Origin of the sequence: Acinetobacter sp. YH12155, from assembly GCF_013418255.1 — a bacterium.
GTDB lineage: Bacteria > Pseudomonadota > Gammaproteobacteria > Pseudomonadales > Moraxellaceae > Acinetobacter > Acinetobacter indicus.
The window spans coordinates 65,443-89,837 of record NZ_VPCK01000006.1 but is presented as its reverse complement, the minus strand read 5'-3'; the positions used below and the strand labels follow the sequence as shown (position 1 = coordinate 89,837).

Annotated in this window: 22 protein-coding genes and 1 tRNA gene; 17 read left to right on the top strand and 6 right to left on the bottom strand. The window is 46.0% G+C overall.

Translation table 11 applies throughout. The features are described 5' to 3' along the window. The first annotated feature begins 328 nt into the window (after positions 1-328). A complete protein-coding gene (locus FTU86_RS05855) occupies positions 329-799 on the top strand; it encodes an Lrp/AsnC family transcriptional regulator (RefSeq protein WP_180036614.1) in 471 nt (156 codons plus the stop codon). A gap of 52 nt (positions 800-851) precedes the next feature. Here FTU86_RS05855 and FTU86_RS05850 read toward each other — a convergent pair whose 3' ends face one another. Then, the gene (locus FTU86_RS05850; protein ID WP_005177213.1) at positions 852-1,601 is read right to left on the bottom strand and encodes a YebC/PmpR family DNA-binding transcriptional regulator; all 750 of its coding nucleotides are present in this window, start codon (positions 1,599-1,601) and stop codon (positions 852-854) included. Positions 1,602-1,710: 109 nt separating this feature from the next. After that, positions 1,711-2,277, bottom strand: a complete 567-nt coding sequence (locus tag FTU86_RS05845; protein WP_180036613.1) for a 1-acyl-sn-glycerol-3-phosphate acyltransferase — start codon at positions 2,275-2,277, stop codon at positions 1,711-1,713. A gap of 752 nt (positions 2,278-3,029) precedes the next feature. Here FTU86_RS05845 and FTU86_RS05840 point away from each other — a divergent pair. From FTU86_RS05840 to FTU86_RS13815, 4 genes are all read left to right on the top strand, one after another. Further along, positions 3,030-3,106: transfer RNA gene (locus FTU86_RS05840), tRNA-Ile, on the top strand. 194 nt (positions 3,107-3,300) lie between these two features. Continuing rightward, the gene (locus tag FTU86_RS05835; RefSeq protein ID WP_180036769.1) at positions 3,301-3,855 is read left to right on the top strand and encodes a DUF4102 domain-containing protein; all 555 of its coding nucleotides are present in this window, start codon (positions 3,301-3,303) and stop codon (positions 3,853-3,855) included. Between the two features lie 406 nt (positions 3,856-4,261). Then, a complete protein-coding gene (locus FTU86_RS05830; RefSeq protein ID WP_005177227.1) occupies positions 4,262-5,620 on the top strand; it encodes an NAD(P)-binding domain-containing protein in 1,359 nt (452 codons plus the stop codon). Between the two features lie 72 nt (positions 5,621-5,692). Beyond that, positions 5,693-6,097 (top strand): IS66 family insertion sequence element accessory protein TnpB, encoded by a 405-nt coding sequence (locus FTU86_RS13815; RefSeq protein ID WP_227554656.1) that lies wholly within the window; start codon positions 5,693-5,695, stop codon positions 6,095-6,097. 314 nt (positions 6,098-6,411) lie between these two features. Here the strand turns inward: FTU86_RS13815 and FTU86_RS05820 are convergent, their stop codons facing one another. The 3 genes from FTU86_RS05820 to paaZ form a co-directional block, all read right to left on the bottom strand. Continuing rightward, a complete protein-coding gene (locus tag FTU86_RS05820; RefSeq protein ID WP_005177343.1) occupies positions 6,412-6,906 on the bottom strand; it encodes a Dps family protein in 495 nt (164 codons plus the stop codon). Positions 6,907-7,173: 267 nt separating this feature from the next. Continuing rightward, positions 7,174-8,598 (bottom strand): MFS transporter, encoded by a 1,425-nt coding sequence (locus FTU86_RS05815; protein WP_168384153.1) that lies wholly within the window; start codon positions 8,596-8,598, stop codon positions 7,174-7,176. Positions 8,599-8,798: 200 nt separating this feature from the next. Then, positions 8,799-10,916 carry a phenylacetic acid degradation bifunctional protein PaaZ gene (gene paaZ, locus FTU86_RS05810; RefSeq protein WP_180036768.1) on the bottom strand — a complete coding sequence of 706 codons (2,118 nt, stop codon included), beginning with the start codon at positions 10,914-10,916 and terminating at the stop codon, positions 8,799-8,801. A gap of 262 nt (positions 10,917-11,178) precedes the next feature. On the opposite strand from paaZ, the gene paaA reads away from it, so the two are divergent. From paaA to FTU86_RS05750, 12 genes are all read left to right on the top strand, one after another. Continuing rightward, a complete protein-coding gene (gene paaA / locus FTU86_RS05805; protein WP_104490639.1) occupies positions 11,179-12,123 on the top strand; it encodes a 1,2-phenylacetyl-CoA epoxidase subunit PaaA in 945 nt (314 codons plus the stop codon). A gap of 36 nt (positions 12,124-12,159) precedes the next feature. Then, positions 12,160-12,450: a 1,2-phenylacetyl-CoA epoxidase subunit PaaB gene (gene paaB, locus FTU86_RS05800; protein WP_005177351.1), complete on the top strand. Its 291-nt coding sequence runs from the start codon at positions 12,160-12,162 to the stop codon at positions 12,448-12,450. 11 nt (positions 12,451-12,461) lie between these two features. After that, positions 12,462-13,217 (top strand): 1,2-phenylacetyl-CoA epoxidase subunit PaaC, encoded by a 756-nt coding sequence (paaC, locus tag FTU86_RS05795; protein WP_168383024.1) that lies wholly within the window; start codon positions 12,462-12,464, stop codon positions 13,215-13,217. A 28-nt stretch (positions 13,218-13,245) separates the two neighbouring features. Beyond that, entirely contained in the window at positions 13,246-13,746 is a 501-nt protein-coding gene (gene paaD / locus FTU86_RS05790; protein WP_016658268.1) for a 1,2-phenylacetyl-CoA epoxidase subunit PaaD, read from the top strand. Between the two features lie 39 nt (positions 13,747-13,785). Beyond that, complete coding sequence (gene paaE, locus FTU86_RS05785; RefSeq protein ID WP_005177359.1) at positions 13,786-14,844, top strand: 1,2-phenylacetyl-CoA epoxidase subunit PaaE; 1,059 nt, start codon at positions 13,786-13,788, stop codon at positions 14,842-14,844. A gap of 24 nt (positions 14,845-14,868) precedes the next feature. After that, positions 14,869-15,639 carry an enoyl-CoA hydratase-related protein gene (locus tag FTU86_RS05780; protein ID WP_016658266.1) on the top strand — a complete coding sequence of 257 codons (771 nt, stop codon included), beginning with the start codon at positions 14,869-14,871 and terminating at the stop codon, positions 15,637-15,639. Continuing rightward, the gene (paaG, locus tag FTU86_RS05775; protein ID WP_016658265.1) at positions 15,639-16,430 is read left to right on the top strand and encodes a 2-(1,2-epoxy-1,2-dihydrophenyl)acetyl-CoA isomerase PaaG; all 792 of its coding nucleotides are present in this window, start codon (positions 15,639-15,641) and stop codon (positions 16,428-16,430) included. The genes FTU86_RS05780 and paaG overlap by 1 nt, the downstream gene beginning before the upstream one ends. Before the next feature lie 2 nt (positions 16,431-16,432). Continuing rightward, positions 16,433-17,986, top strand: a complete 1,554-nt coding sequence (locus FTU86_RS05770; protein ID WP_180036767.1) for a 3-hydroxyacyl-CoA dehydrogenase — start codon at positions 16,433-16,435, stop codon at positions 17,984-17,986. Positions 17,987-18,000: 14 nt separating this feature from the next. Then, positions 18,001-19,227, top strand: coding sequence for a 3-oxoadipyl-CoA thiolase (gene pcaF, locus FTU86_RS05765; RefSeq protein ID WP_171431971.1), 1,227 nt, complete (start codon positions 18,001-18,003; stop codon positions 19,225-19,227). A gap of 43 nt (positions 19,228-19,270) precedes the next feature. Beyond that, positions 19,271-20,563, top strand: coding sequence for a phenylacetate--CoA ligase PaaK (gene paaK, locus FTU86_RS05760; protein WP_005177377.1), 1,293 nt, complete (start codon positions 19,271-19,273; stop codon positions 20,561-20,563). 60 nt (positions 20,564-20,623) lie between these two features. Then, entirely contained in the window at positions 20,624-21,571 is a 948-nt protein-coding gene (gene paaX, locus FTU86_RS05755; RefSeq protein ID WP_005177380.1) for a phenylacetic acid degradation operon negative regulatory protein PaaX, read from the top strand. Between the two features lie 70 nt (positions 21,572-21,641). Beyond that, entirely contained in the window at positions 21,642-22,241 is a 600-nt protein-coding gene (locus tag FTU86_RS05750; RefSeq protein ID WP_005177381.1) for a hypothetical protein, read from the top strand. Positions 22,242-22,348: 107 nt separating this feature from the next. Here FTU86_RS05750 and FTU86_RS05745 read toward each other — a convergent pair whose 3' ends face one another. Beyond that, positions 22,349-23,983 carry a long-chain-fatty-acid--CoA ligase gene (locus tag FTU86_RS05745; RefSeq protein ID WP_163170044.1) on the bottom strand — a complete coding sequence of 545 codons (1,635 nt, stop codon included), beginning with the start codon at positions 23,981-23,983 and terminating at the stop codon, positions 22,349-22,351. Between the last annotated feature and the right edge of the window lie 412 nt (positions 23,984-24,395).

Here is a 24,395-nt window from a genome sequence, read left to right as displayed (position 1 = left end):
ACGCATCTTTTTTTAATCTATTTGTATACACTTGTAAAAGATGAACGGTCTGGAATCAGCTGCTTTTGGGCAGAGAAGGCAATTTAAACGCAGTAGAGAGAAGGAAATTTTTGAGAAAACAGCGGTTTATTGAAGCTAACCGTTTATCTGTTTTTAAAAGATCAAGATAAATGGCAGAGGTCTGATCCGTTAGGCTACAGTTGTGTCTGCACATCATATCTTGAAAAAAAATTTCAATAGATGAAAAAATAATGAGAAATAAATATTGTTGTGGTACTGATTCGGCTAAAATTATAAAGTGTCATTGCCTGTTAAAAAGAGTATAAAAATGGAACTGGATCGCTTTGATAAGCATATTCTTGAAATTTTAAGTCATGAAGATGTCAATTTAAATGAACTGTCGGAGCGGGTGAATTTGTCGGTGAGTTCGGTACATCGCCGGATTAAAAGCCTGATTGATCATAATATTATTTCAGGTTTAAAGCGGGAAATTAATTACCAGAAACTCGGCTTTAATCTGCATGTCCTGTTGCAGGTGTCGCTGAGTAAACATGATACCGATACCTTTGCCAAGTTTCTGGAAGAACTGGAAAATATTCCCGAAGTGATTAATGCCTTTTTGGTGACCGGGCAAACCGCTGACTTTATTGTAGAAGTGATTGCGCGGGATATGGAAAACTACAGTGAAATTTTACTCAAACGCATTGGTAAAATTGACCATGTGGTGGCGCTGCATTCGAGCTTCGTGATTAAAGAATATAATGTTTTAAACTGCTCGAATTTGCTCAATAAAGTTTAATTTCTAAGAAATAAAAAACGCGCCAGATGAGCGCGTTTTTTATCTGTAAGTTTTAAGCATCTAAGGCTGCTAAAACGTCATCAGAGAATTCAACGTTGGTATAAACGTTCTGAACATCATCCAAATCTTCAAGCATATCAATCATTTTCATGATTTTTTTAGCCTGGTCGATGTCGGTGATTTCAGCTTTGGTTGATGGGCTCATCACCACTTCAGCATTGTCAGATTTTAAACCTGCTGCTGCTAAAGCATCCTGAACGGTACCAAATGTTTCTGGAGTGGTAATCACCAGAATTTCATCTTCAGAGACTTCAATATCTTCTGCACCGGCTTCTAATGCCACGTCCATGATCTGATCTTCTAAAGACACATCTTCAAACGTAATTTCACCACGTTTGGTGAATAAGAAGGCCACTGAACCGTTGGTGCCTAAGTTACCATCGGTTTTAGAGAAGCAGTGACGAACGTCTGGTACGGTACGGTTTAAGTTGTCAGTCATGGTTTCAACAATCACGGCCACACCGCCGACACCATAACCTTCATAGGTGACTTCTTTTAAGTCATCGTTATCTTCACCGCCAGCACCACGTTGAATCGCACGGTTAATCACATCACGTGTCATGTTGACTGATAATGCTTTTTCGACTACAGCACGTAAGCGAGGGTTGCTCCCTGCATCCGGACCGCCGAGTTTAGCAGCAGTTGTCAGTTCACGAATGTATTTGGTAAACAACTTACCACGACTAGCATCTTGTTTGGCTTTACGATGCTTGATATTGGCCCACTTGGAATGACCCGCCATGCGAAATATGCTCCTTGTAGATTGGCTGTATGCCGATCGAATTGCACAGATTCTACCATAAGCCCTTTTTCTGAAAAAAGGGCAGGGTTTTAAGTTTTAACTGAAAAATTTACGCTGTTTTCACGTCTGGAATAATAATATCCAATCCGGTGTTTTCTTTATAGAGTTGTTTGATCAGCGCGAGATCATGCGCCAGGTCGGTTGGATAAATTTTACCAAAAATCCCGCCTTGCTTGGTTTTAGAGTTGGCATACATCAGCACAATCGGCACATTGGCGGCTTTGGCAATATGCCAGAAACCGGTACGAATTGGCTTACGTGCTTCACCATTTTTGGCACGGGTCGCTTCAGGAGCAATCACCAGATTGAATTTTTCATTGCGCTGGAACAGCTCCACCATTTGTCCCACGATGTCCTGATTGGCTTTACGATCAACCGCAATACCGCCCACGGCTTCAAGTACCGGTTTAAGTGGACCTTTGAATAATTCTTTCTTGATTAAGGTATGAATTTTCATGTCGAAAATTTGGAAGATGGCCAGTGATAGCACTGCATCGAGCATCGAGGTATGCTCAAAACCAATAATGACCTGTTTATCTTCCAGAATATCAGGTTCGACGTTATAGCGCCATCCGGCAACTTTAAATGCAGCTTCGCCAATAAATTTTTTTAACATGGGTACAGAGTAAAACAAACGAAAGCGCATAATTTGTGCTTGTTCGGCTTTAGAGTCAAGGGTTAATTTGTGCAACTGTGCAGAAAAAATAAAGACCTGTTTAGCCGCAGAATATAATCTAACAACTTATTGTTTTTAGATATAAATTAAAAGTTATTAAGACTTAAAATAAATGAGTATATAGAAAATTACTATTAAAAAAGTGAAAAAAAAGCTATTCAGCAGATAATTTAAGCATTAGACTTTTGTCGTAGATAGGTCGTAGTTCAGGCCAATGTCCAACTTTAGGCTTAACCTCAACAGGAATAGCAAAATGACATATTTGACCGCACTAATTGTTGCTTCGCTCATTTTAATGGTGATTGTGCTTTGGTCTATTGCTGAACTTGTGTTCGAGTCGCGCAAAGAAAAGTCACTGAACTCAAAAAGAGTTTAAAATTTCAGCAATACGAATACTTTATAAGTTTTTGTACTCACGATATAAAGTTATTTCAAAAAAGTATAATTTTTTATTGATTTATTGCTTTTTTATCTTAAAAAAATAAATTTCGAATTTACCTCTCATGATATGAGCGCAGTTTCAGTGCAATGCTTGATGAGATGATGTTGTGCAATTTCCTGCTAATTTTTGAGCTTCTGGTTAACTGTTGTCTTACTGTACAAGCGATTTTGAAAGGGCTTGTATTTTAAAAAAATCTTCGATAGTATTCATGGCGCCTGAACTTGTTGATATATAACAATTTCAGTGAAAAGGGCCTATAGCTCAGTTGGTTAGAGCAGCGGACTCATAATCCGTTGGTCGACAGTTCAAGTCTGTCTGGGCCCACCAGTTTTTTGTAATCATATGCACAGTTTTGTAATGATTTGATATATAAACCCATGAATTATAATGATTCATGGGTTTTTTATTTCTGCTTTTTGCACAACTATGTTTGGCTATGCACAGCTTTATTTGACCCTCTTGTGTATCCAATCTTGTATCCGATACTCTTTCTGCATTACTCGGATACAAGAGATTTTGTTATGAAAAGAGCGGCTTTAGATAACATCAAACAAATCAAAGATACCCATCTTCTCAATCTTGAACCTGAGGATAAGGAGTATCGTATTTCATGTGATGCTGGGCTTTATTTTCGTGTATCACCAAAAGGAAAAAAAACTTGGCAAGTCCGCTTTAAGGATGAGGTAGGGAAGTGGAAATGGCACAGTATTGGAAGTTATCCGCAGTTATCGCTTGTAGCAGCTAAACTTGAAGCTTCAACTATTTTTCTTAAGTTACAGCAAAATGAAAAAGTATTAACAAAAAAAGAAATTGAATTGCAAAAGATTGAGGAACAACAACTTAATTTAAAAAGTTTGATGTATGACTGGCTTGATACTAAGAAAACAACTTGGGCTGCAATAACAATAAAGAAAGAAACTCAATCAATTGAAAAACGTATCTTATCTGTTTTTGGTGAATTGGATTTCACCAAAATTTCACCTCAACAATGGCTGACATTTTTTCAGGATATGCTTAGAAGTGAAAGTATTTACAATCGTGTAGAGAAATTAGTTTCACATGGCTTTGTTGCATAAATATGTAAGCATCTGATTTAAATAAATTTAATTTTGGATCAAAAACAATCAAAACTTTTAAAATCATATAGTTATGAAATCTTTGTGCAACAAAGCCTTAATGGAATGACTTTAAATTCACTTTTATAACTAAGCAAAGCCACAATTAATCAGAAATTATGATAAGATCAGCTTTCTTAAAAAATGTGTTTTTTATAAAGATGAATTGCTTAGGTAATTTTTACTGTCTTTAGCACATTTTATTATTTTTTCTTTTTTTTAATTCACATCCTATTTTGAACAGATTTTTAATCGCTCAATTTAGGATTGTATTTGCTTATCTTTATAATGCTTATATTTCAAATCCTAAATTGTGACACTCAAAATTGGAGAGGTAATTAAGAACTCAAAACTAATGGAGATAGCAATGGATCGAATTGCAATTATTGGTGCTGGCCCAAGTGGCATGGCCCAATTAAGAGCGTTTCAGTCAGCAAAGGCCAAAGGTCTACAAGTTCCTGAAATTGTATGTTTCGAAAAACAAAATGATTGGGGCGGGCTATGGAACTATACTTGGCGCACTGGTATAGATGAACATGGGGAACCTGTCCACGGCAGTATGTACCGCTATTTATGGTCAAATGGCCCCAAAGAAGCGCTAGAATTTGCCGATTATACTTTTGATGAACATTTCAAAAAACCAATCGCTTCATATCCGCCACGTGCAGTACTGTGGGATTACATCAAAGGCCGTGCAGAAAAAGCACAGGTCAAAGATTTAGTCCGTTTCAATAGTGCCGTTCAGCATATTGCCTATGATGAAACAACGCAAAAATTCACGGTAGATGTCGAAGATTATGCACAACAACAGCACTATTCAGAACAATTTGATTATGTTGTCGTTGCATCTGGACACTTCTCTACCCCACGTGTTCCTGTTTATGAAGGCTTTGATCAATTCCATGGTCGCATTTTGCACGCACACGACTTCCGTGATGCGCTGGAATTTAAAGGTAAGTCTGTGTTATTGGTTGGCAGCAGCTACTCTGCCGAAGACATTGGTTCACAATGTTATAAATACGGTGCTAAGCAAATTTACAGTTGCTATCGCAGTAAAGCCATGGGTTTTAAATGGCCTAAAAACTGGTCTGAAAAGCCACAATTACTGCGTGTAGATGAAAATACTGCTTATTTTGGTGATGGAACATCTGCCAAAATTGATGCCATTATTTTATGCACAGGCTATTTGCACCACTTCCCATTTATTGAAGATAACCTACGCCTCAGAACACATAACTGCCTTTATCCGCAGGGTTTATATCAGGGTGTGGTGTGGGAAAAGAATCCTCGCTTGTTCTACTTGGGCATGCAAGATCAATGGTACACCTTCAATATGTTCGATGCGCAAGCATGGTTTGTCCGTGATGTGATTTTGGGCAAAATTACTTTACCAAGCACGGCAGAAATGCAGAGCCATACGCAGACCTTACATGAAAAAGAGCAGCGCCTATTGAACGATGAACAATCTGCCCGCTTCCAAGGCGATTACATCAAACGCCTGATTGCGCAGACGGACTATCCATCATTCAATATTGATGCAGTGCATGATATTTTCATGCAATGGAAAAAGCATAAAAAAGAAAACATTATGGGCTTTAGAGATAAAGTCTATCGCTCAGTAATGACTGGAAAAATGGCTAAGCCACATCACACGCCATGGTTATATGCGCTAGATGATTCTTTAGAAAGCTATTTGGAAGATGAAGCGCAGCGTGAAGCGATGTAAGGCTTAATCACAAAAAGCCACACAATACGCAGCAAAATAGCCAACAAGCCCCATAAGTTATGGTCATGGGGTTTGTTGTTTGGACTGCCACCACTCTCCGAGATAAATAAGGCCGTACAGCCTTTACGACGTAACAACCCTGATGAACATGAACCTCTCGAAGCAAAGAAAGAAATCCTTTGCCTTAAAGCACCGAACGTTTCAATTGCTTCGGTCGCTTTGCAACATGGATTGAATACAAATCTTGTATCCAAATGGATTCGCTTAATTGATGGTAAGCCAGGGAATGATCGCTCACCACTACCGAATAAACCTGCATTTATTGCCTTATCTTGCTCTGCACCATTAGATCCTACTCCTACTGACATGTTAACGGTTCAAATTACTTTACCCCACTCAAAAGCAGAAATTGGCTTGAAATGGCAAGTATCAGAAATATCTGCTTTAGCAGAATTACTCAAGGCACTTGCAACATGATCCATATCGATGAAATCTGGCTCTCTACCCAGCCGATGGACATGCGTGCGGGTATGGATACGACCCCCATACAGGCAGCTTAGAAAATTCCGCTCTGCTGGCTGGAAATACCTGTCTAGTTCACTGCCATATAGGCAGCTTAGAAAATTCGCCAAAGCAATCAGCGCCTCTTCACCACGTTCACTGCCATGTAGGCAGCTTAGAAAATTCACCAGAATTTTCAGTATGACAGGACCAGGTTCACTGCCATGTAGGCAGCTTAAAAACACCCAAAATAAAACCGGAGCATCGCCCCGGTTTTATTCTTCATCTATTTATTCTTCTAACAGGCTTCTTAACATCCAGGCAGTTTTTTCATGGACTTCCAATCGTTGGGTCAGTACATCCGCAGTTGGCTGGTCATTGGCTTCTTCCACCACATCAAAAATACTGCGTGCGGTACGGGCAACTGTTTCATGGGCACGAACCAATAACTCCACCATTTCATTGGCTTTTGGTACACCTTCGACTTCTTCAATCGACGCCAGTTTTACAAATTCTTTATAGGTTCCCGGCGCCGGAAAACCCAGCGCACGAATCCGCTCGGCAATAACATCCAGTGCATTCCATTGCTCGGTATATTGCGTCATAAACATGGTGTGCAGGCTGTTAAACTGTGGCCCGGTCACGTTCCAGTGGAAATTATGGGTCATTAAATATAGGGTATAACTGTCGGCCAGAAGTCGGGAAAGCCCTTCGACAATTTTGGCCCGGTTATCTTCAGAAATACCAATATCAATATGCATCGATGCTTTTTTCATTTTCGCCATGAGTCGCTCCCAAAGCTTGTCGTTATAAGGAATCAGATGATCAACATACATGAATGTAGCACAGTTGCTGCTGCAAAAAGATTGCAGATGGTAGTAATACTGTATAAGCATCATCACCAGAAATCAGATGAATTTTGAAGATGCTGAAAACGCGCAGATCAGGAGATAGAAAAGTCAATTTGAACAGGGAAGATGAGATAGGATGGATGATCTGCCAGAAATAAATGAAGAATGAGGCCGGCTCATTCTTCATCAGGGATGGAGCACTTAGTTCAATTTTTCATGCTGGATACTGTCACGATAATAGCGACAACCTTTATACAGCAGGAATACGCCAATCACACCGGCTACTGCATTGACAATTGAAATCGAGTTGCCAACCATCAGTGTGTTTTCAAAATAGTTATCGGTAATTAAAGCCACAGCCGTAGTACCCACACCCAAGGCAATCAGGTTGGAGATCAGCAGGAATTTGGCAGAAACCTGAGCGCGGAGTTGGTTGGGGGTCAGCATTTGTGTCGCGGCAGCCGAGGCTGGAATCGGGAAGGTCGAGAAGAACATCGCCACAAAAATCAGTGCAAACGATAAGTACAGATTATCTACCTGGGTAAACAGCACACTTGGAATAATCAGCGCTGCACAGCCCAAAGCACCGGCACGAATAGCCGCATCGCTATAGCCACGTTTGGAGAAAAAGTCGATGAGCCAGCCGCAGAACAGCGCGCCCGCCGTATTCGCCACCAGAATAATACAGCCCAAGACATAACCGGTCTGACTGGCATCGAGGCCAAAATGACGCATGTAATAGGCCGGTGCCCAGCCTAATAGGGAATACAGCATCATGGTGTAGAAAGAGAAGCCAATAAAATGACAGAAGAAGGTTTTCTTGTGCAATTTAATAAAAGCCACCGAGTTTTTAAATGAGGCTTTAACGACTTCACCATCCTGACCGACTTTCACACCTTTACGGCTGGGTTCACGTACGGTCAGAATCATCACCAGGGCCAATAATACACCCGGTAAACCGACAATAAAGAAAGTCAGTTGCCAGGTTTTTAATTCACCAATTATTGGCAATACCACAAAATCGACTTCTTTTAATAAGCCAATCACGTAGCCGCCAATCAGGAAGGCCAGACCAGAACCAATAAAGGCGCCAATCGCATAAACACCCAAAGCACGGCCGAGTTTTTCTTTCGGGAACAGGTCAGCCACAATCGAGTAGAAGGCAGGTGACAGGGCCGCTTCACCGGCGCCGACACTTAAACGTGCTAAAAACATCTGGATGAAGTTTTTACTTAAACCACAAGCCGCTGTGGCCAGACTCCAGAAGGCAATGCCGATAGAAATAATTTTAATCCGTGATTTTTTATCGGCCAGTGCGGCAATGGGCACACCCATAAAGGCATAGAACAGCGAGAAGGCCAGGCCTTGCAATAAGCTGAACTGGGTATCACTGAGCATTAAATCGGCCTTAATTGGCTCAATCATTAAGGACAGAATCTGGCGGTCTACAAAAGACAGGATATAGGCCACCATACAGATAATCACCACATACCACTGATAGGTACTGCTGCTGTCCTGCGAACTAGGCGTGGCCGGCAGGTCAATGGGATGAGCCGCTTCAAACTGTTTGCTTTCGGGTTGAATATTCCTTTCAACCGCATCTATCTCTAGAGTTTTATCATTCATTGTGCAACTTCCTGTGCTGAACGTATAAGATAATATGATACGTTTTAAACCTTGTTATTTTTGTTTTGTATCGTCTATCTTCAATTTATTCCTTTCTGCACAGCGGGTCAATCTGTTCTGAATAAAAAGATACATATTTTTAAGTATAAATAAAAAAAGGAATCATAAAGATTCCTTTTTTGGAGCTAAAACAGATCGGCTTAAACTTCGCCACGTTCTACCAGGGTCAGAATATCGTAGGTGGCGACCAGTTCATTACGCTGGTTTTTCACTTTAATATCCCACACCACCACGCCGTGTGGCTTCTGGCTTGGGTCGCGTTGCTGTTTCGGGGTTTTCTGTTTGCAGGTCAGCTCGACCTGAATGGTATCGCCAATTTTCACCGGCTCGACAAAGCGCAGGTTGTCCATGCCGTAGTTGGCAATCACCGGGCCAGGCGCAGCATCAACAAACAGACCGGCTGCGGCCGACACCACAAAGTAGCCGTGTGCGACACGCTCTTCAAACAGCGATTCTGCCGCGGCAATTTTGTCCATATGTGCATAGAAATAATCACCGCTTAAGCAGGCGAAGTTCACCAGATCGGCCTCGGTTACGGTACGGCGTGCGGTGAGCAGACGTTCACCAACACGTAATTCATCAAACGATTTTTTAAATGGATGAACCCGATCTTCAAACACCTGAGCACCGGCGGTCCAGCTATGCCCAATCTGGGTCATGGCATTCGGTGAACCTTGAATTGCGGTGCGTTGCATATAATGTTTTACCGCGCGCAAGCCGCCCAGTTCCTCACCTCCACCAGCACGACCCGGACCACCATGCACCAGATGCGGCAATGGCGAACCATGACCGGTACTTTCTTTGGCGCTTTCCTCATCCAGCACATGCACACGGCCATGCCACGGGGCAATCTTGGCAATCAGCTGTTCAATATTCTGCTCGCAATCACGTACCACCGAGGCCACCAGACTACCTTCACCGCGTGCCACCAGACCGGCCAGTTGTGCCAGATGATCATATGCCATCAGCGTTACCACCGGACCAAAGGCTTCAATCTGATGCAGGCTGCTGGCCTGTTCAGGCTGTTCACAGACCAGTACAGTTGGTGGATAGAATGCGCCGAGTTCAGGTTGATCAGCCTGAATACTAAAGTCCTGACGTAAATGGCTACCAAAGACAATTTGAGCTTCCTGGCTTAACTGTTCCACCTTGGCCGCCACATCCTGTTTCTGTTTGAGGCTGGCCAGTGCACCCATGGTGACCTGATCCAGCTCCGGATTACCGACTACCACTTTTTGCAGCTTGGCAATCAAACGTTCTTGTACGGTCGCTAAAAGTTCACGTGGCACAAAAGCGCGACGAATTGCAGTACATTTCTGGCCTGCTTTGCTGGTCATTTCACGGAAGACTTCACGCACAAACAGATCAATTGCCGTGTCGCTGGCCTGTTCCGTCAGAATGGCGCTGTTGACGGAATCGGCTTCCATGCTAAAGGGAATCGAGTACTGATTCAGGTGCGGATGCGCACGTAATTTCTGGCCGGTTGCCGCAGAACCCGTGAAAGTCACGGTATCTTGTGGAGTCAGCTGCTCAAACAGGTCATAAGTCTGGCCGCAAATCAGCTGCAATGCACCTTCTGGTAAATACCCACTGGCATGAATGGCTTTGACCACCGCATGGGTTAGCTCGGCACCTTCGGTCGCCGGTTTAACAATACACGGTACACCGGCCAATAAGGTTGGCGCGATTTTTTCCAGCATGCCCCAGATCGGGAAGTTAAAGGCATTAATATGCACCGCCACGCCTGCTTTCGGGCTTAAAACGTGTTTGGCACCAAAAGAGCCATGCTTGGACAGCGGAATCCAGCTGTCTTCCACCCAGGCGGTTTCATCACTCAGTTCGCGGCGCACCAGACTGGAGTAGGCAAACAGGGTACCAATACCACCTTCGACATCAATCCAGGCATCTTTACGGGTACAGCCGGTGGCTTTGGCCAGTTCATAAAAATCTTCTTTACGTTCCAGTAGATATTGCGCCACCTGTTTTAGTGCATTGGCACGCTGATGAAAAGTCCAGGAGGCAATCGCCGCGCCATGCTGTTTGGCATAGTCGACCACCGCACGGGTATCGAGGCCAAAGCTGCTGACCTGATAAATGGTTTCACCGGTAATGGCATGCTGTACCGGACGGAAATCCTGACTCGCAACAAATTCCTGACCGCATACCAGTGAGCTTAAGGTCTTCAGTGCCGGGCGAACGCTTGAATAATCAGTCGCTTGTGATTCCGTCTGCGCTGTCTGGGTGTCTAACTCAAGCATGATATAACTCCTTTTATGATACGTTTTGAGTAATATTTTAGTTTTGATGTTTCATAATTTCTGACTTTAACGCGCTTTTGTCAATCATATTTCTGCTCAAATTTTGCAATAAAAAATTTTTTAAAAAATAAAAATATTAAAAAACAATAAATTGAGTTAATTTTGTGAATTATTTTATTTGATACTTAAAAAACTAATATTGATTTTTAAAATGTATCGTTTTAATTTTAATACCAGAACACTTGGGATAAGTGAGGATAAAATGACAAATCAACTTCACAGCTTTGAGCAGGCAATTGAAAAGGACATTTCAATTGAACCTAAAAACTGGATGCCAGAGGCTTACCGTAAAACCCTGATTCGCCAGATTGGCCAGCATGCACATTCCGAAGTGGTCGGCATGTTGCCAGAAGGCAACTGGATTACCCGTGCACCTAGCCTAAAACGTAAGGCCGTATTGCTGGCCAAAGTGCAGGATGAAGCCGGTCATGCGCTGTATCTGTACAGCGCGGCAGAAACTCTGGGCGCCGATCGTGACGACATGATGGACAAGCTGATTGCCGGTCGCATGAAATATTCATCCATCTTTAACTATCCAACCCTGAGCTGGGCCGATGTAGCCGCGATTGGCTGGCTGGTCGATGGCGCAGCGATTGTGAATCAGGTCGCGCTTTGCCGTACCTCTTATGGTCCGTATGCCCGTGCCATGGTGCGCATCTGTAAAGAAGAAAGTTTCCATCAGCGTCAGGGCTTTGAAGCCATGATGCAACTGGCCAACGGTACGCCAGAACAAAAACAGATGGCGCAAGATGCAGTTAACCGTTTCTGGTGGCCGGCGCTGATGATGTTTGGTCCAAGCGATGACAACTCGCCGAACAGCGCGCAAAGCATGGCCTGGAAAATCAAACGTTTCAGTAATGATGAACTGCGTCAGAAGTTTGTCGATAACACCGTACCGCAAGTGTTGCAGCTTGGCCTGAGCGTGCCAGATCCAGATTTACGTTTTAATCAAGACACTGGCCATTACGAGTTTGGTGAAATTAACTGGACCGAATTCTTTGATGTGATTGCCGGCAAAGGCCCATGTAACCACGAACGCATTGAAGCACGTCGTAAAGCCTGGGAAGGCGGCAAATGGGTGCGTGATACCGCAGCCGTTTATGCCCAGAAACAACAGACCCAGCAACAACAACAGAAAGTTGCTTAAACAGCTCACATACGGAAATGAAGAAGGAATACGCTCATGGACAATAAAAATCACTGGTCTTTATATGAAGTGTTTGTACGCAGCAAACAGGGTTTAAGCCATCGTCATGTTGGCAGCCTGCGTGCATCTGATGATGAAGTGGCACTGCAAAATGCACGTGATGTTTATACCCGCCGCAATGAAGGGGTGAGCATCTGGGTGGTGAAATCGGAACTGATTACTTCATCTCAACCAGATGAAAAACCGGAATTTTTTGATCCTTCACTGGACAAAGTCTATCGTCACCCGACGTTTTACAATATTCCAGATGGCATTGAGCACATGTAAGGAGTAGTACAATGAATCAAACTGTATTAGCACAATTTCTCCTGCATGTGGGCGACAGCCAGCTGATTTTATCGCACCGTCTGGCTGAGTGGTGTGGCCATGCGCCGGAACTGGAGCTGGACATTGCACTGGCCAATATCGGTCTGGACCTGCTCGGTCAGGCACGTACCGCTTTAAGTCTGGCTGGTGAGATCGAAGGTTTGGGCCGTGATGAAGACAAACTGGCTTATTTCCGCACCGAACGTGAATACCGCAACCTGTTGTTATGTGAACAGCCGAATGGTGACTTTGCCCAGACCATGGTACGCCAATGGTTGATGGATCTGTATCACCTGGAGCTGTTAACAGCTTTAAGCGAGAGCCAGCAGGCCGATGTCGCTGCTTTTGCGGTGAAATCTTTAAAAGAAGTCAAATATCATCTGCGTTTTTCTACCACCTGGATGGAGCGCTTAAGTCTGGGCACTGCCGAAGCGCATGAGAAAACCCAGCAGGGTTTGAACCAGTTATGGCGTTTTACTGCAGAGCTGTTTGAACAGACCGCAGATGAGCAGCAGCTGGTCGCACAGGGCATTTTACCAGACTTTGCACCTTTAAAAGCCGCCTGGACGGCACAGGTACAGACCGAACTGCAACGTTTTGGCCTGAGCCTGCCAGACACGGGTGCGTATCGTAGTGGCGCCAAACAGGGCCTGCATACCGAACACCTGGGCTTTATTCTGGCCGAACTGCAATATATGCAGCGTTCCTATCCAAATATGGCCTGGTAATTCAGCTTGATCACAGGGAGTGAGTCGCATGAATTTAATTCGACATTGTCTAGATGAATGCTGGGATGCGCTGGCGCAGGTGTCTGATCCGGAAATTCCAGTGCTGTCGGTGCTGGATCTGGGCATGATTCGCGGCGTTGAACTCAACGCGCAAGATGAAATTGTGGTGCGACTGACCCCGACCTATAGCGGCTGTCCGGCCACCGATCTGCTTAAAGATGAAATTACCGCGGCGTTCCAAAGTAAAGGTCTAACCCCGGTTCAGGTGGTGGTGGATTTATCGGAAGCCTGGACCACCGACTGGATGAGCGAAAGTGGCAAGCAGAAGTTGCAGCAGTACGGCATTGCGCCACCACAAGGCCAGTCACATCAATGTGGCACGCATGTGGCGCTCAGTGATGGCATTCGCTGTCCACACTGTCATAGCCAGCAGACCAAATTATTAAGCGAATTCAGCTCCACAGCCTGCAAAGCCTTATACAAGTGTCAGGACTGTCTTGAACCGTTTGACTATTTCAAATGTATATAAGTATGACAAGCATCGTCGGCATGCAAGAGGGATTTTCACATGAGCCAATTTATACCTTTAACCATTAAATCAATTCAGCCACAAACCGAACAGGCCATCTGTATTGCCTTTGATCTGGCACCTGAACAGGCCGATTTATTCCAGTATCAGCCAGGCCAGCATCTTACCATCCGTCATTTGACCGAGCAGGGTGAAATCCGTCGTTGTTATTCAATTTGCAGTGATCGTGCTGAAGACATGAGCATTGCCATCAAGAAAATTGATCAGGGCCAGTTTTCGACCTGGGCCAATGAACATCTTAAAGCCGGTGATGTATTGGAAGTGATGCCACCACAAGGCGTATTTTTTCAAAAAGCAGCCAAAACTGGCGGCCAGAATTATCTTGGCTTTGCTGCTGGTAGCGGCATTACCCCAATTTTGTCGATTGTGAAATCGGTGCTGAACCATCAGCCGGGTGCGCATTTTACCTTGGTTTATGGTAACCGTTCCTGGAAACAGACCATGTTCTCGGAACAGATCATGGATTTAAAAGACCGTTATAAAGAGCGTCTACAACTGGTCAATGTTTTCTCGCGTGAACTCAATGACAGCCAGTTACTCAATGGCCGGATTGATGCGGAAAAACTGCAACAGCTGTTTCAGGCCGGTTTAATTCATTCCCAGTTCGATCACTGCTTTGCCTGTGGCCCGGAAGAGATGATGAATGCAGTGGAAACAGTGTTACCAGAACTGGGCATCGAGCGCAGCAAAATTCACACCGAGCGTTTTAATACCGGCACTGCACCGAAAGCCAGCGCGGCACAAATTGAAAGCCGTAGCGAAGAGAAGGTTAATATTATTCTCGATGGCCGTGAGCTGATTGTCGACGTTTCCAAACAGGATGACAGCATTCTCGATGCCGCCTTACGTGCCGGTGCTGACTTGCCTTATGCCTGTAAAGGTGGGGTCTGTGCGACCTGTAAATGCAAGGTGCTGGAAGGTGAGGTCGAAATGGCCATCAACTACAGCCTGGAAGAAGATGAAGTGGCCAAAGGCTATGTGCTGAGCTGTCAGGCACGTCCGACCAGTGCCAATGTACGCTTAAGTTTTGACGAATAAGTAGCGGACAGGGAGTGACAAGCCATGGATTATTTAAAAAGCAGTCTGGCCGCGCCGGGTGTGGTGTTAATTGAACTGAATCGCCCGGAAAAGCGTAATGCCCTGAATAATGCCACCTTAAAAGAACTGGCTGATCATCTGCAGCAGCTGGATGCAGATTCCAGTGTAAAAGCCGTGGTGATTACCGGCAATCCGCAGTGTTTTGCTGCCGGGGCGGATTTAAATGAACTAGCGCAACTGGATGTGGTGAGCATCCAGCAGGATCAGCGTCCATTGCTGTGGAAAGGCATTGATGAGTTTTCCAAGCCACTGATTATGGCGGTCAATGGTTATGCACTGGGGGCAGGTTTTGAACTGGCCCTGCATGGCGACATGATCATCACCGGTGAAAATGCCCAGTTTGCACTCCCTGAAATTGGTTTGGGCATGTTACCAGGCGCCGGTGGGACCCAGCGTTTGGCGCGTCTGGTCGGACAGCAACTGGCGATGCGCTGGGCCATGACCGGGGAGATGGTCTCCGCCACGACCGCCTTGCAACACGGCATTAGCAGTCAGGTCTGTCCAAGCGGCCTTACGGTGCAATATGCACTGGAACTGGCAACAAAAATTGCAGCGCAGGCGCCACTGGCTATCCGTGCCATCAAACAGTCCTTAAAGTCGATTCATGAAGTGACCTTGAGCCAGGGCCTCAAATTAGAACGTCAACATTTTGTCTGGCTGGCCGCGACCCAAGACCGTCAGGAAGGCATTCAGGCATTTTTAGAAAAAAGAAAACCGGAATTTAGAGGTGTGTAATGGATTACCAAACAATTATTGTCGAAGAAAAAAATGCAGTGGGCTATTTGACCTTTAACCGTCCGAAGCAGCTCAACAGTTTTAATGAAACCATGCATCAGGAAGTGTCCAAGGTTATGAAGGCATGGGCCAAAGACAGCAAGATTCGCGCGGTGGTCATTTCTGCCGAAGGTCGTGGTTTCTGTGCCGGACAGGATTTGAATGACCGCGTGGTCGATCCGAATGCCGATGCACCAGATTTAGGCCTGTCAATTGAAAAATATTACAACCCTTTAATCAAGCTGATTACCGATATGCCCAAACCGGTGCTGTGCGCAGTCAATGGGGTTGCGGCCGGTGCTGGTGCCAATATTGCTTTGGCCTGTGACATTGTACTGGCGGCAAAATCGGCGTCTTTTATTCAGGCTTTCTGCCGTTTAGGTCTGGTTCCGGATTCTGGCGGCACCTGGTTCCTGCCGCGTCTGGTTGGCCGTGCCCAAGCCATGGGGCTGGCCATGCTGGGTGATAAAGTCAGCGCAGAACAGGCGCTGCAACTGGGCATGATCTGGCAGGTGGTAGAAGATGATCAGCTGAAAGCCGAAGCCGAGAAAATGGCCGAGCATTTAGCCAAACAGCCGACCTATGGCCTGTCCTTAATTAAAAAAGCCATTCATGCTGCAGCCGACAATAATCTGGATGAACAGCTCATTCTGGAACGTGACCTGCAGCGTCTGGCCGGCCGTTCAAGTGATTATAAAGAAGGCGTCCAAGCCTTTATGCAAAAACGCACACCGCAATATACAGGATGCTAATCATGGAACAACTTTGTTTACAGCAGGCCCGTGTCGCGGTGATTGGCGCCGGCACCATGGGCATTGGTATTGCCCAATTGGCAGCGATGTATGGCCATCCAACCCAGCTGTTTGATGTGGATGTGCAAAAATCTGAGGCCGCTTTGGCGCAATTAAAAACACAGCTGGAAAAACGTGTCGCGGCCGGGAAAATGACAGCGCAGCTGTTAGAGCAAACGCTGGCCAATTTAACGATTGCCAGCGATCTTCAGGCACTGGCGAATGCGCAACTGGTGGTTGAAGCCATTGTGGAAAAGAAAGAGGTCAAACAAGCGCTGTTTCAGCAACTGGCAGCACTGTGTCCGGTAGAAACCATTTTTGCCTCTAACACCTCATCCATTTCCATTACCGCCATTGCCGCGGCAATTCCACAGCCTGAGCGTGTGGTTGGACTGCACTTTTTTAATCCGGCACCGGTAATGAAACTGGTAGAAATTATTCGTGGCCTGAAAACCTCAGCAGAGATTGCACAGGCATTGTTCAGCCTGATGCAAAGTTGGAATAAAGTGCCAGTGACGGCCAAATCAACTCCGGGTTTCATTGTCAACCGGGTAGCGCGTCCTTATTATGCCGAAGCTTTTCGTGCCTTACAGGAAAATGTCACCACGCCTGAACAATTGGATTTTATCATGCGTGAATGTGGCCGCTTTGCCATGGGGCCATGTGAACTGACCGACTTAATCGGGCAGGATGTCAATTTTTCCGTGACCCAAAGCGTCTATCAGGAATTCTTTTATGAGCCGCGCTATCGTCCGTCTTTAATCCAGAAAGAGCTGGTGGATGCCGGCTGTTTCGGCCGTAAAAGTGGGCAGGGTTTTTATGATTATCGTCAGGCTGAACGTTCACCGGCCTATCGTTTACCGGCTATGCCGAGCGTTGCACCGGGTGAACTTGAGCTTGCAGTCAATGGAAGCTGGTCACATTCTAGCGGCTTGATCTCGCGGATTCAGGCAGCCTCACAGCTGAAAGTGCAGCGTCAGCCACAGGCAGATGAAGAAATTGTACTGGGTGATGTACGCCTGCGTTTAAGCCGCGGTGAATCGGTCGAGCTGGACTATAGCAAGGACAAAGTAGTGCTGATGGACTGGCATGCTGACTGGAATGTGGCACAGGCGTTACCAATCGTGGCATCACCGGCCTGTAACGCAGCCGATATCGCCAAAGTCGAGCAGTTTTTTGCTGCGATTGATCTGATACCAATCTGGACTAAAGATCATGCAGGTCTATATGTGCTGCGTACCATTTCCATGCTGGTCAATGAAGCCAGTGAAGCAGTACTGCATGCGATAGCAACCGAACAAGATATTGATTCAGCAATGAAATATGGTGTGAATTATCCGCAAGGTCCATTCCAGTGGGCAGAAAAAATTGGATATAACACTATTTTACAAATTTTTAAAAATATGTATCGTATTTATGGTGAAGAACGCTACCGTTGTAGTATATATTTAAGCAAGAAGGCTGCACAGGAACGTACGCAGTCAGAGCAAGAATTAGAATTTCGCCAAGCAGGCTAAGGAAACCACAGGACATGGAACAGGTATTTATTTGCGATGGAATTCGCACCCCAATTGGCCGTTATGCCGGTGCATTCAGCAGCATCCGTGCAGATGACCTGGCTGCCTTGCCAATACAGTATTTAAAAGCCCAGCATCCTGAACTGCCTTGGCAGGAACTGGATGAGGTGATTTTAGGCTGTGCCAATCAGGCTGGTGAAGATAACCGTAATGTGGCGCGTATGGCTGCCTTGCTGGCCGGCATGCCGGACAATGTCGCGGGCATTACCCTAAACCGTCTTTGTGCCTCAGGTTTAGATGCGGTTGCCACAGGCGCGCGTATGATCAAGGCCGGTGAAGCGCGGTTTGTACTGGCCGGTGGGGTTGAGTCCATGAGCCGTGCACCTTTTGTCCAGTCCAAACCGGAAACCGCTTTTAGCCGCACCCCGGAAATTTTTGATACCACCATCGGCTGGCGCTTTATTAACCCGAAATTTAAAGCGCAGTTTGGCGTCGATAGCATGCCGGAAACCGCCGAGAACGTTGCAGAAAAATACCAGATTCATCGTGCCGATCAGGATCTGTTTGCCTATCGTAGCCAGCAGAAAACTGCAGTGGCCCAGCAAAACGGAATTCTGGCCGAAGAAATTATGCCGGTTGAAATTAAAGACCGTAAGAAAAACAGCATCATCTTCCAGACCGATGAGCATCCACGTGCTGACACCACGCTGGAGGCTTTAGGCAGCCTGAAAACCCCGTTTCGTAAAGAAGGTGGTTCAGTCACTGCTGGTAATGCTTCCGGGGTAAATGATGGCGCTGCCTGTGTCATGCTGGCCAATCAGGCTTTTGTCGATCAGCATCAGCTCAAGCCTTTGGCAAAAGTGGTGGCTTCGGCCAGTGCCGGTGTTGAAGCTAAATATATGGGCATTGGGCCGGTGCCGGCGGTACGTAAAGTACTGGCGCTGACCGGGCTAACCCTGGACCAGATGGATATCATTGAGTTGAACGAGGCCTTCGCCGCACAGGCACTGGCGGTGACCCGTGAACTGGGCTTGCAGGATGATGATGCCCGGGTCAATCCAAATGGCGGCGCGATTGCCTTGGGACATCCACTCGGGATGAGTGGAACGCGTCTGGTGATTACCGCCATGAAAGAATTAAAACGTCGTCAAGGGAAATATGCACTGTGCACCATGTGTGTCGGTGTGGGCCAAGGCGTGGCCATGATTATCGAAAATGTGGATGAGGACACATCCAAGTAAAAAATACAGCACTCAATCAGGATGATTGAAAAGGAGTAATAAGATGAATAACAATGCAATGGAAAAAATCGAAACTGTTTCAATCGATGAATTACGTAGCATCCAGCTGCAGCGCATGAAAAAAACGCTGCAGCATGCCTACCAGAACAGCCCGGTGTATCAAAAGAAGTTTGATGAAGCAGGGGTCCATCCTGATGATTTCAACACTTTGGAAGATCTGGCCAAATTCCCGTTTACCACCAAACAAGATTTACGTGACAACTATCCGTTTGGCATGTTTGCCGTGCCACAGGAACAGATTGTGCGTGTGCATGCCTCATCAGGCACCACCGGCCAGCCGACCGTGGTCGGGTATACCCAGCAGGATATTCAGACCTGGTCAGATGTGGTAGCACGTTCCTTACGTGCAGCCGGTTTAAGTGCCAAAGATACCATTCAGGTGTCCTATGGTTATGGTCTGTTTACCGGCGGTTTGGGTGCGCATTATGGCGTAGAGCGTTTGGGTGCCACGGTTATTCCAATGTCGGGCGGCCAAACCGAGCGTCAGGCGCAGCTGATTCATGACTTTAAGCCCACCGCTTTAATGGTTACGCCATCTTACTGCCTGAATATTATTGAAGCGCTGGAAAAGAAATTTGGCACAGCCAAAGACTGTTCTATCCGTACCGGTATTTTTGGTGCCGAGCCGTGGACCAATGAAATGCGCAAGGAAATTGAAGAGCGCTTGGGCATTGATGCGCTGGATATTTATGGCCTGTCCGAAGTAATGGGACCGGGTGTGGCAATGGAATGTCTGGAAAGCAAAGACGGCCCAACCATCTGGGAAGATCATTTCTATCCGGAAATTATCAATCCGGAAACTGGTGAAGTCCTGCCAGATGGTGAACTGGGCGAGCTGGTCTTTACCACCATCACCAAAGAAGGCATGCCGGTGATCCGTTACCGTACCCGTGACCTGACCCGTCTGTTACCTGGCACGGCACGCACCATGCGTCGTATGGACAAAATCGTTGGACGCAGCGATGATATGATGATTATCCGCGGTGTGAACGTGTTCCCGTCACAAATTGAAGAGCAGATTTTACATATTCCGCAGCTGATTCCGAATTATCAGATTCATATTTGTAAACAGGGACACCTCGACACATTGCATATTCAGGCAGAAATGCGTAAAGATACCAATGATGTTATGGCGCACCAGTTGGCCGGGCAGTTAAAAGCCCAGATTAAAACCATGGTGGGCATTAGCGTGACGGTGGATGTGTTGCCGGAAGGTAGTCTGCCACGCTCAGAAGGTAAGGCGCAGCGGGTATTTGATATCCGAAAGTCTGCATAGGTTCAGTGGGCGATTGACTGCGGTCAATTGCCCTCACAAACAGGGTGTGAATACATCGCAATGAATCCAAAACTAAAACAAAGTATTGATGATTTTATTCAGCATGAAGCCTTAAGTGGCACATCGCTGATTATGACCGTATTTGGTGACTGTATTTTTCATCGCGGTGGGATTATCAGTCTGGCTAGCCTGATCCAGCTGATGGATGTGTTTGGCCTGAACGAACGTTCGGTGCGTACCGCTGTGTTTCGTCTGGTACAAAACGGCTGGCTGGTGTCGGAAAAAATTGGCCGCACCAGTTATTACCGTATTACCGAAAACAGCCGCCAGCGTTTTATTATGGCGGACCAGAAAATTTACAGCTTCCAGCACAAGGAATGGGACCAGAAATGGGATCTGGTACTGCTCAGTTCGGTCGAGCTGGAAAATAAAGCCATTTTAAAGAAAGAACTGGAATGGCTCGGTTTTGCCAATATTGCCACCAACGTGATGGCTTATCCGGGTTGTGATCATCTGAAACTGCAAAATCTGCTACTGAATCTGCAAATGACCGATCAGGTGGTGATCTTTAAAGCCGAAACCTTGCAGTTATGGCAGGAGTCGTATCCAACCATTAAACGCATGGTGGCAACCAACTGGCCGGTGCCTGAACTGCATCAGCGTTATGAAAAATTCATGGGTGATTTCCGTGAATTTCTGAATCTGGTTGATGCTGAAGATGAACTGGACCCGGTGCAAGCCTTCCAGATCCGGATTTTGCTGATTCATCAGTATCGCCGGATTTTGCTGAAAGATCCGAACCTGCCGTTTGAGCTGCTGCCATCGGACTGGTTATCGCTGAATGCACGCAACTTAAGTAGCAACCTGTATCAGCGTGTGGTCAGTGCCGGAGAAGAATTCTTTATGGAACTGGCGCGCACGTCGGAAGGTTCAATGCCACCGGCGCATCCGCAATTCTTCAAGCGTTTTGGCGGTATTAAAATAGAAGAACCCAGCTCATTGGCTTGAGCTTATTCATAGAGCTTCCTTGCCTCGTGGTGGGGAAGCATCTACTCCGCTTATTTTAAAGGAATAAAATATGCCGTGTTACTCCATTGATGGTGTGATTCCTGTGGTGCATCCGCAGGCTTATGTGCATCCAACTGCTGTACTTATTGGTGATGTGATTATTGAAGCCGGGGCTTATATTGGCCCATTTGCTGCCTTACGTGCCGACTTTGGCCGAATCCATATTCAGCAGAATGCCAATGTGCAGGATTCCTGTACCGTGCATGGTTTTCCAGACAGCGTGACGCTGGTAGAAGAATATGGGCATATCGGACATGGGGCAATTTTGCATGGCTGCATCATTCGTAAAAACGTACTGGTTGGCATGAATAGCGTGATTTTGGATGAAGCGGAAATTGGTGAAAATACCATTATTGGTGCCAACAGTACCGTGAAAGCCAAAGCCCAGATCCCGGCCAATGTCCTGGCACTCGGCAGTCCGGCTAAGGTGGTGCGGCCACTGGAAGACAAGGAAATTGCCTGGAAACGTCATGGCACCCAGCAATATATTGAACTGACTGCACGCTGTCTGCAGAGCATGCACGAGGTTGAGCCATTGCCTGAACAAACTGCCTCACGCCGTACCTATCGCGATTTTTCCGCCGAGCATGTGATTAAAAAACAGGCTTAAGTGAATATAAAAACCTGTGATCTTTAGGTATATCGCATTGTTGATCCCATAAAAAAGCGCTGAATCTATCAGCGCTTTTTCTATCTTATCTCTACATAGACCAATATTTACACGGGCGCTTCCATCAGCACCTGACCATATTGTTCGCGTAAATCTTTTTTCAGCATTTTGCCGGTCCCACTGAGTGGAATACTGTCAACAAAAATAACCTTATCGGGAATCTGCCATTTGGCCACCTTATCGGCATAATAATCCAGTAGTTCGCTTTCGGTAATCTGGCTGTCCGGCACTTTCATGGCAATCACTACCGGACGTTCATCCCATTTTGGATGGCTGGCGGCAATCACTGCGGCCATGGCAATTTCCGGATGGCACATGGCCAGATTTTCCAGTTCTACCGATGAAATCCATTCACCACCCGATTTAATCAGGTCTTTAGAACGGTCACTAATGTGCAGGAAACCATCACTGTTCAGACTGGCAATATCGCCGGTATCGAACCAGCCATCACTGGTCAGGGCAGATTCCTCTTTGCCAAAGTAACGCTCAATAATCCAGTGGCCTTTAATCTGTAAATTGCCGGTGGTCTGGCCATCACGTGGCAGCAAGTCGGTGCCTTTTTCTGCCGAAGCCAGACGTAAATCTACCCCAAATGGTGGACGACCTTGAGACAGTCGTAACTGGGTTTTCTCCTCCGGACTGAGCAGTTCATGCTTGGCTTTGAGCTGGTTGGCAGAACCCAGCGGACTGGTTTCAGTCATGCCCCAGGCATGAATGGTGTCGCAGTTATACTGCTCTTTAAAGGTTTTCAGCATCGCTGGCGGGCAGGCCGAGCCACCGACCACATTGCGGTTCATGCTTTCCAGCGTGCTGCCAGCCTGTTTGGCTGCGGCCAGTAAACCTTGCCAGATGGTCGGCACACCCAAGGCCACCGTCACTTTATAATTATCAATGAGCTGTACCAGACTGGCACCATCCAGCCCTGGTCCCGGCAACACCAGGGTTGAGCCAACCATCGCCGCAGCATATGGCGTGCCCCAGGCATTGACATGGAACATTGGAACCACGGGCAGCATTACATCTTTGGCCGATAAATTCAGGGAGTCGGGCAGGCTGATGCCATAACTGTGCAGCAAGGTGGAACGGTGGCTGTAGAGCACGCCTTTTGGATTACCGGTGGTGCCTGAGGTGTAGCACAGGGAACTGGCCATATTCTCATCCAGTTCTGGCCAGTCAAATGTCTTGGACTGGGCGGCAATCAAATCATCATAAAACTGAACTTCAGGCAATTTTTCCCGGACCGCATCATCCGGTGCATCCAGACAGATAAAATGCTCCACCTGCGGCAAATGCTGTTTTACCCCGACAATTAGCGGCAGGAAGGTTTTATCAAAAATCACCACCCGGTCTTGAGCATCATTAATAATAAAAATCAGCTGTTCAGGAAACAGACGCGGGTTAATGGTATGGCAGACCAGACCACTCCCGGAAATTGCATACCAGCTTTCCAGGTGACGATGATTGTTCCAAGCAATGGTTGCCACACGGTCACTCTGTTCTAGGCCCAAGGCCTGCAGTGCATTGGCAAAGCGTTTGGCATTCTCTGCCACAGCGGCCCAGTCAGTGCTGCTCATGCTGCCATCGGTATTTTTTGAAATGATGGGTGTATCGCCATGATAGCGTGCTGCATGTTCAATCAGCGAGCTAATCAATAACGGTTGATACATCATACGTCCAAGCATGTTGATATCCTTATTCCATTTTTTTGTTGTTTAAATAATGTCTTGTTTCTTGACTACTTTTCCGAGGCATCATTGCCGAAAAAGGCTGTTTTTTTCATCCTAAACACTTGCGTGATGAAATCAAGAGGGGATTACAAAAAATCTGTTTTGTGCAGACTTAAACCGAAAAATGCGCTAGCTATTTGAATATAGAGTAAAAGCTTCAATAAGTATGATGAATGACGTTCAAAAGAAGTCCTTGAAATAACACTTGATCTTTTTAAAAAATGTGTTAAAAAATGAGTATAACCAATTTTGGTTATGCTTGTTTCAGGATGAAATAAGCGGCAAGAAGCTGAATGAAAAAATAATCAAAAATAGGAGTGTTAGGATGCTTCAATTATTAAAAAACTTTTTCTGCTTACATATTTAT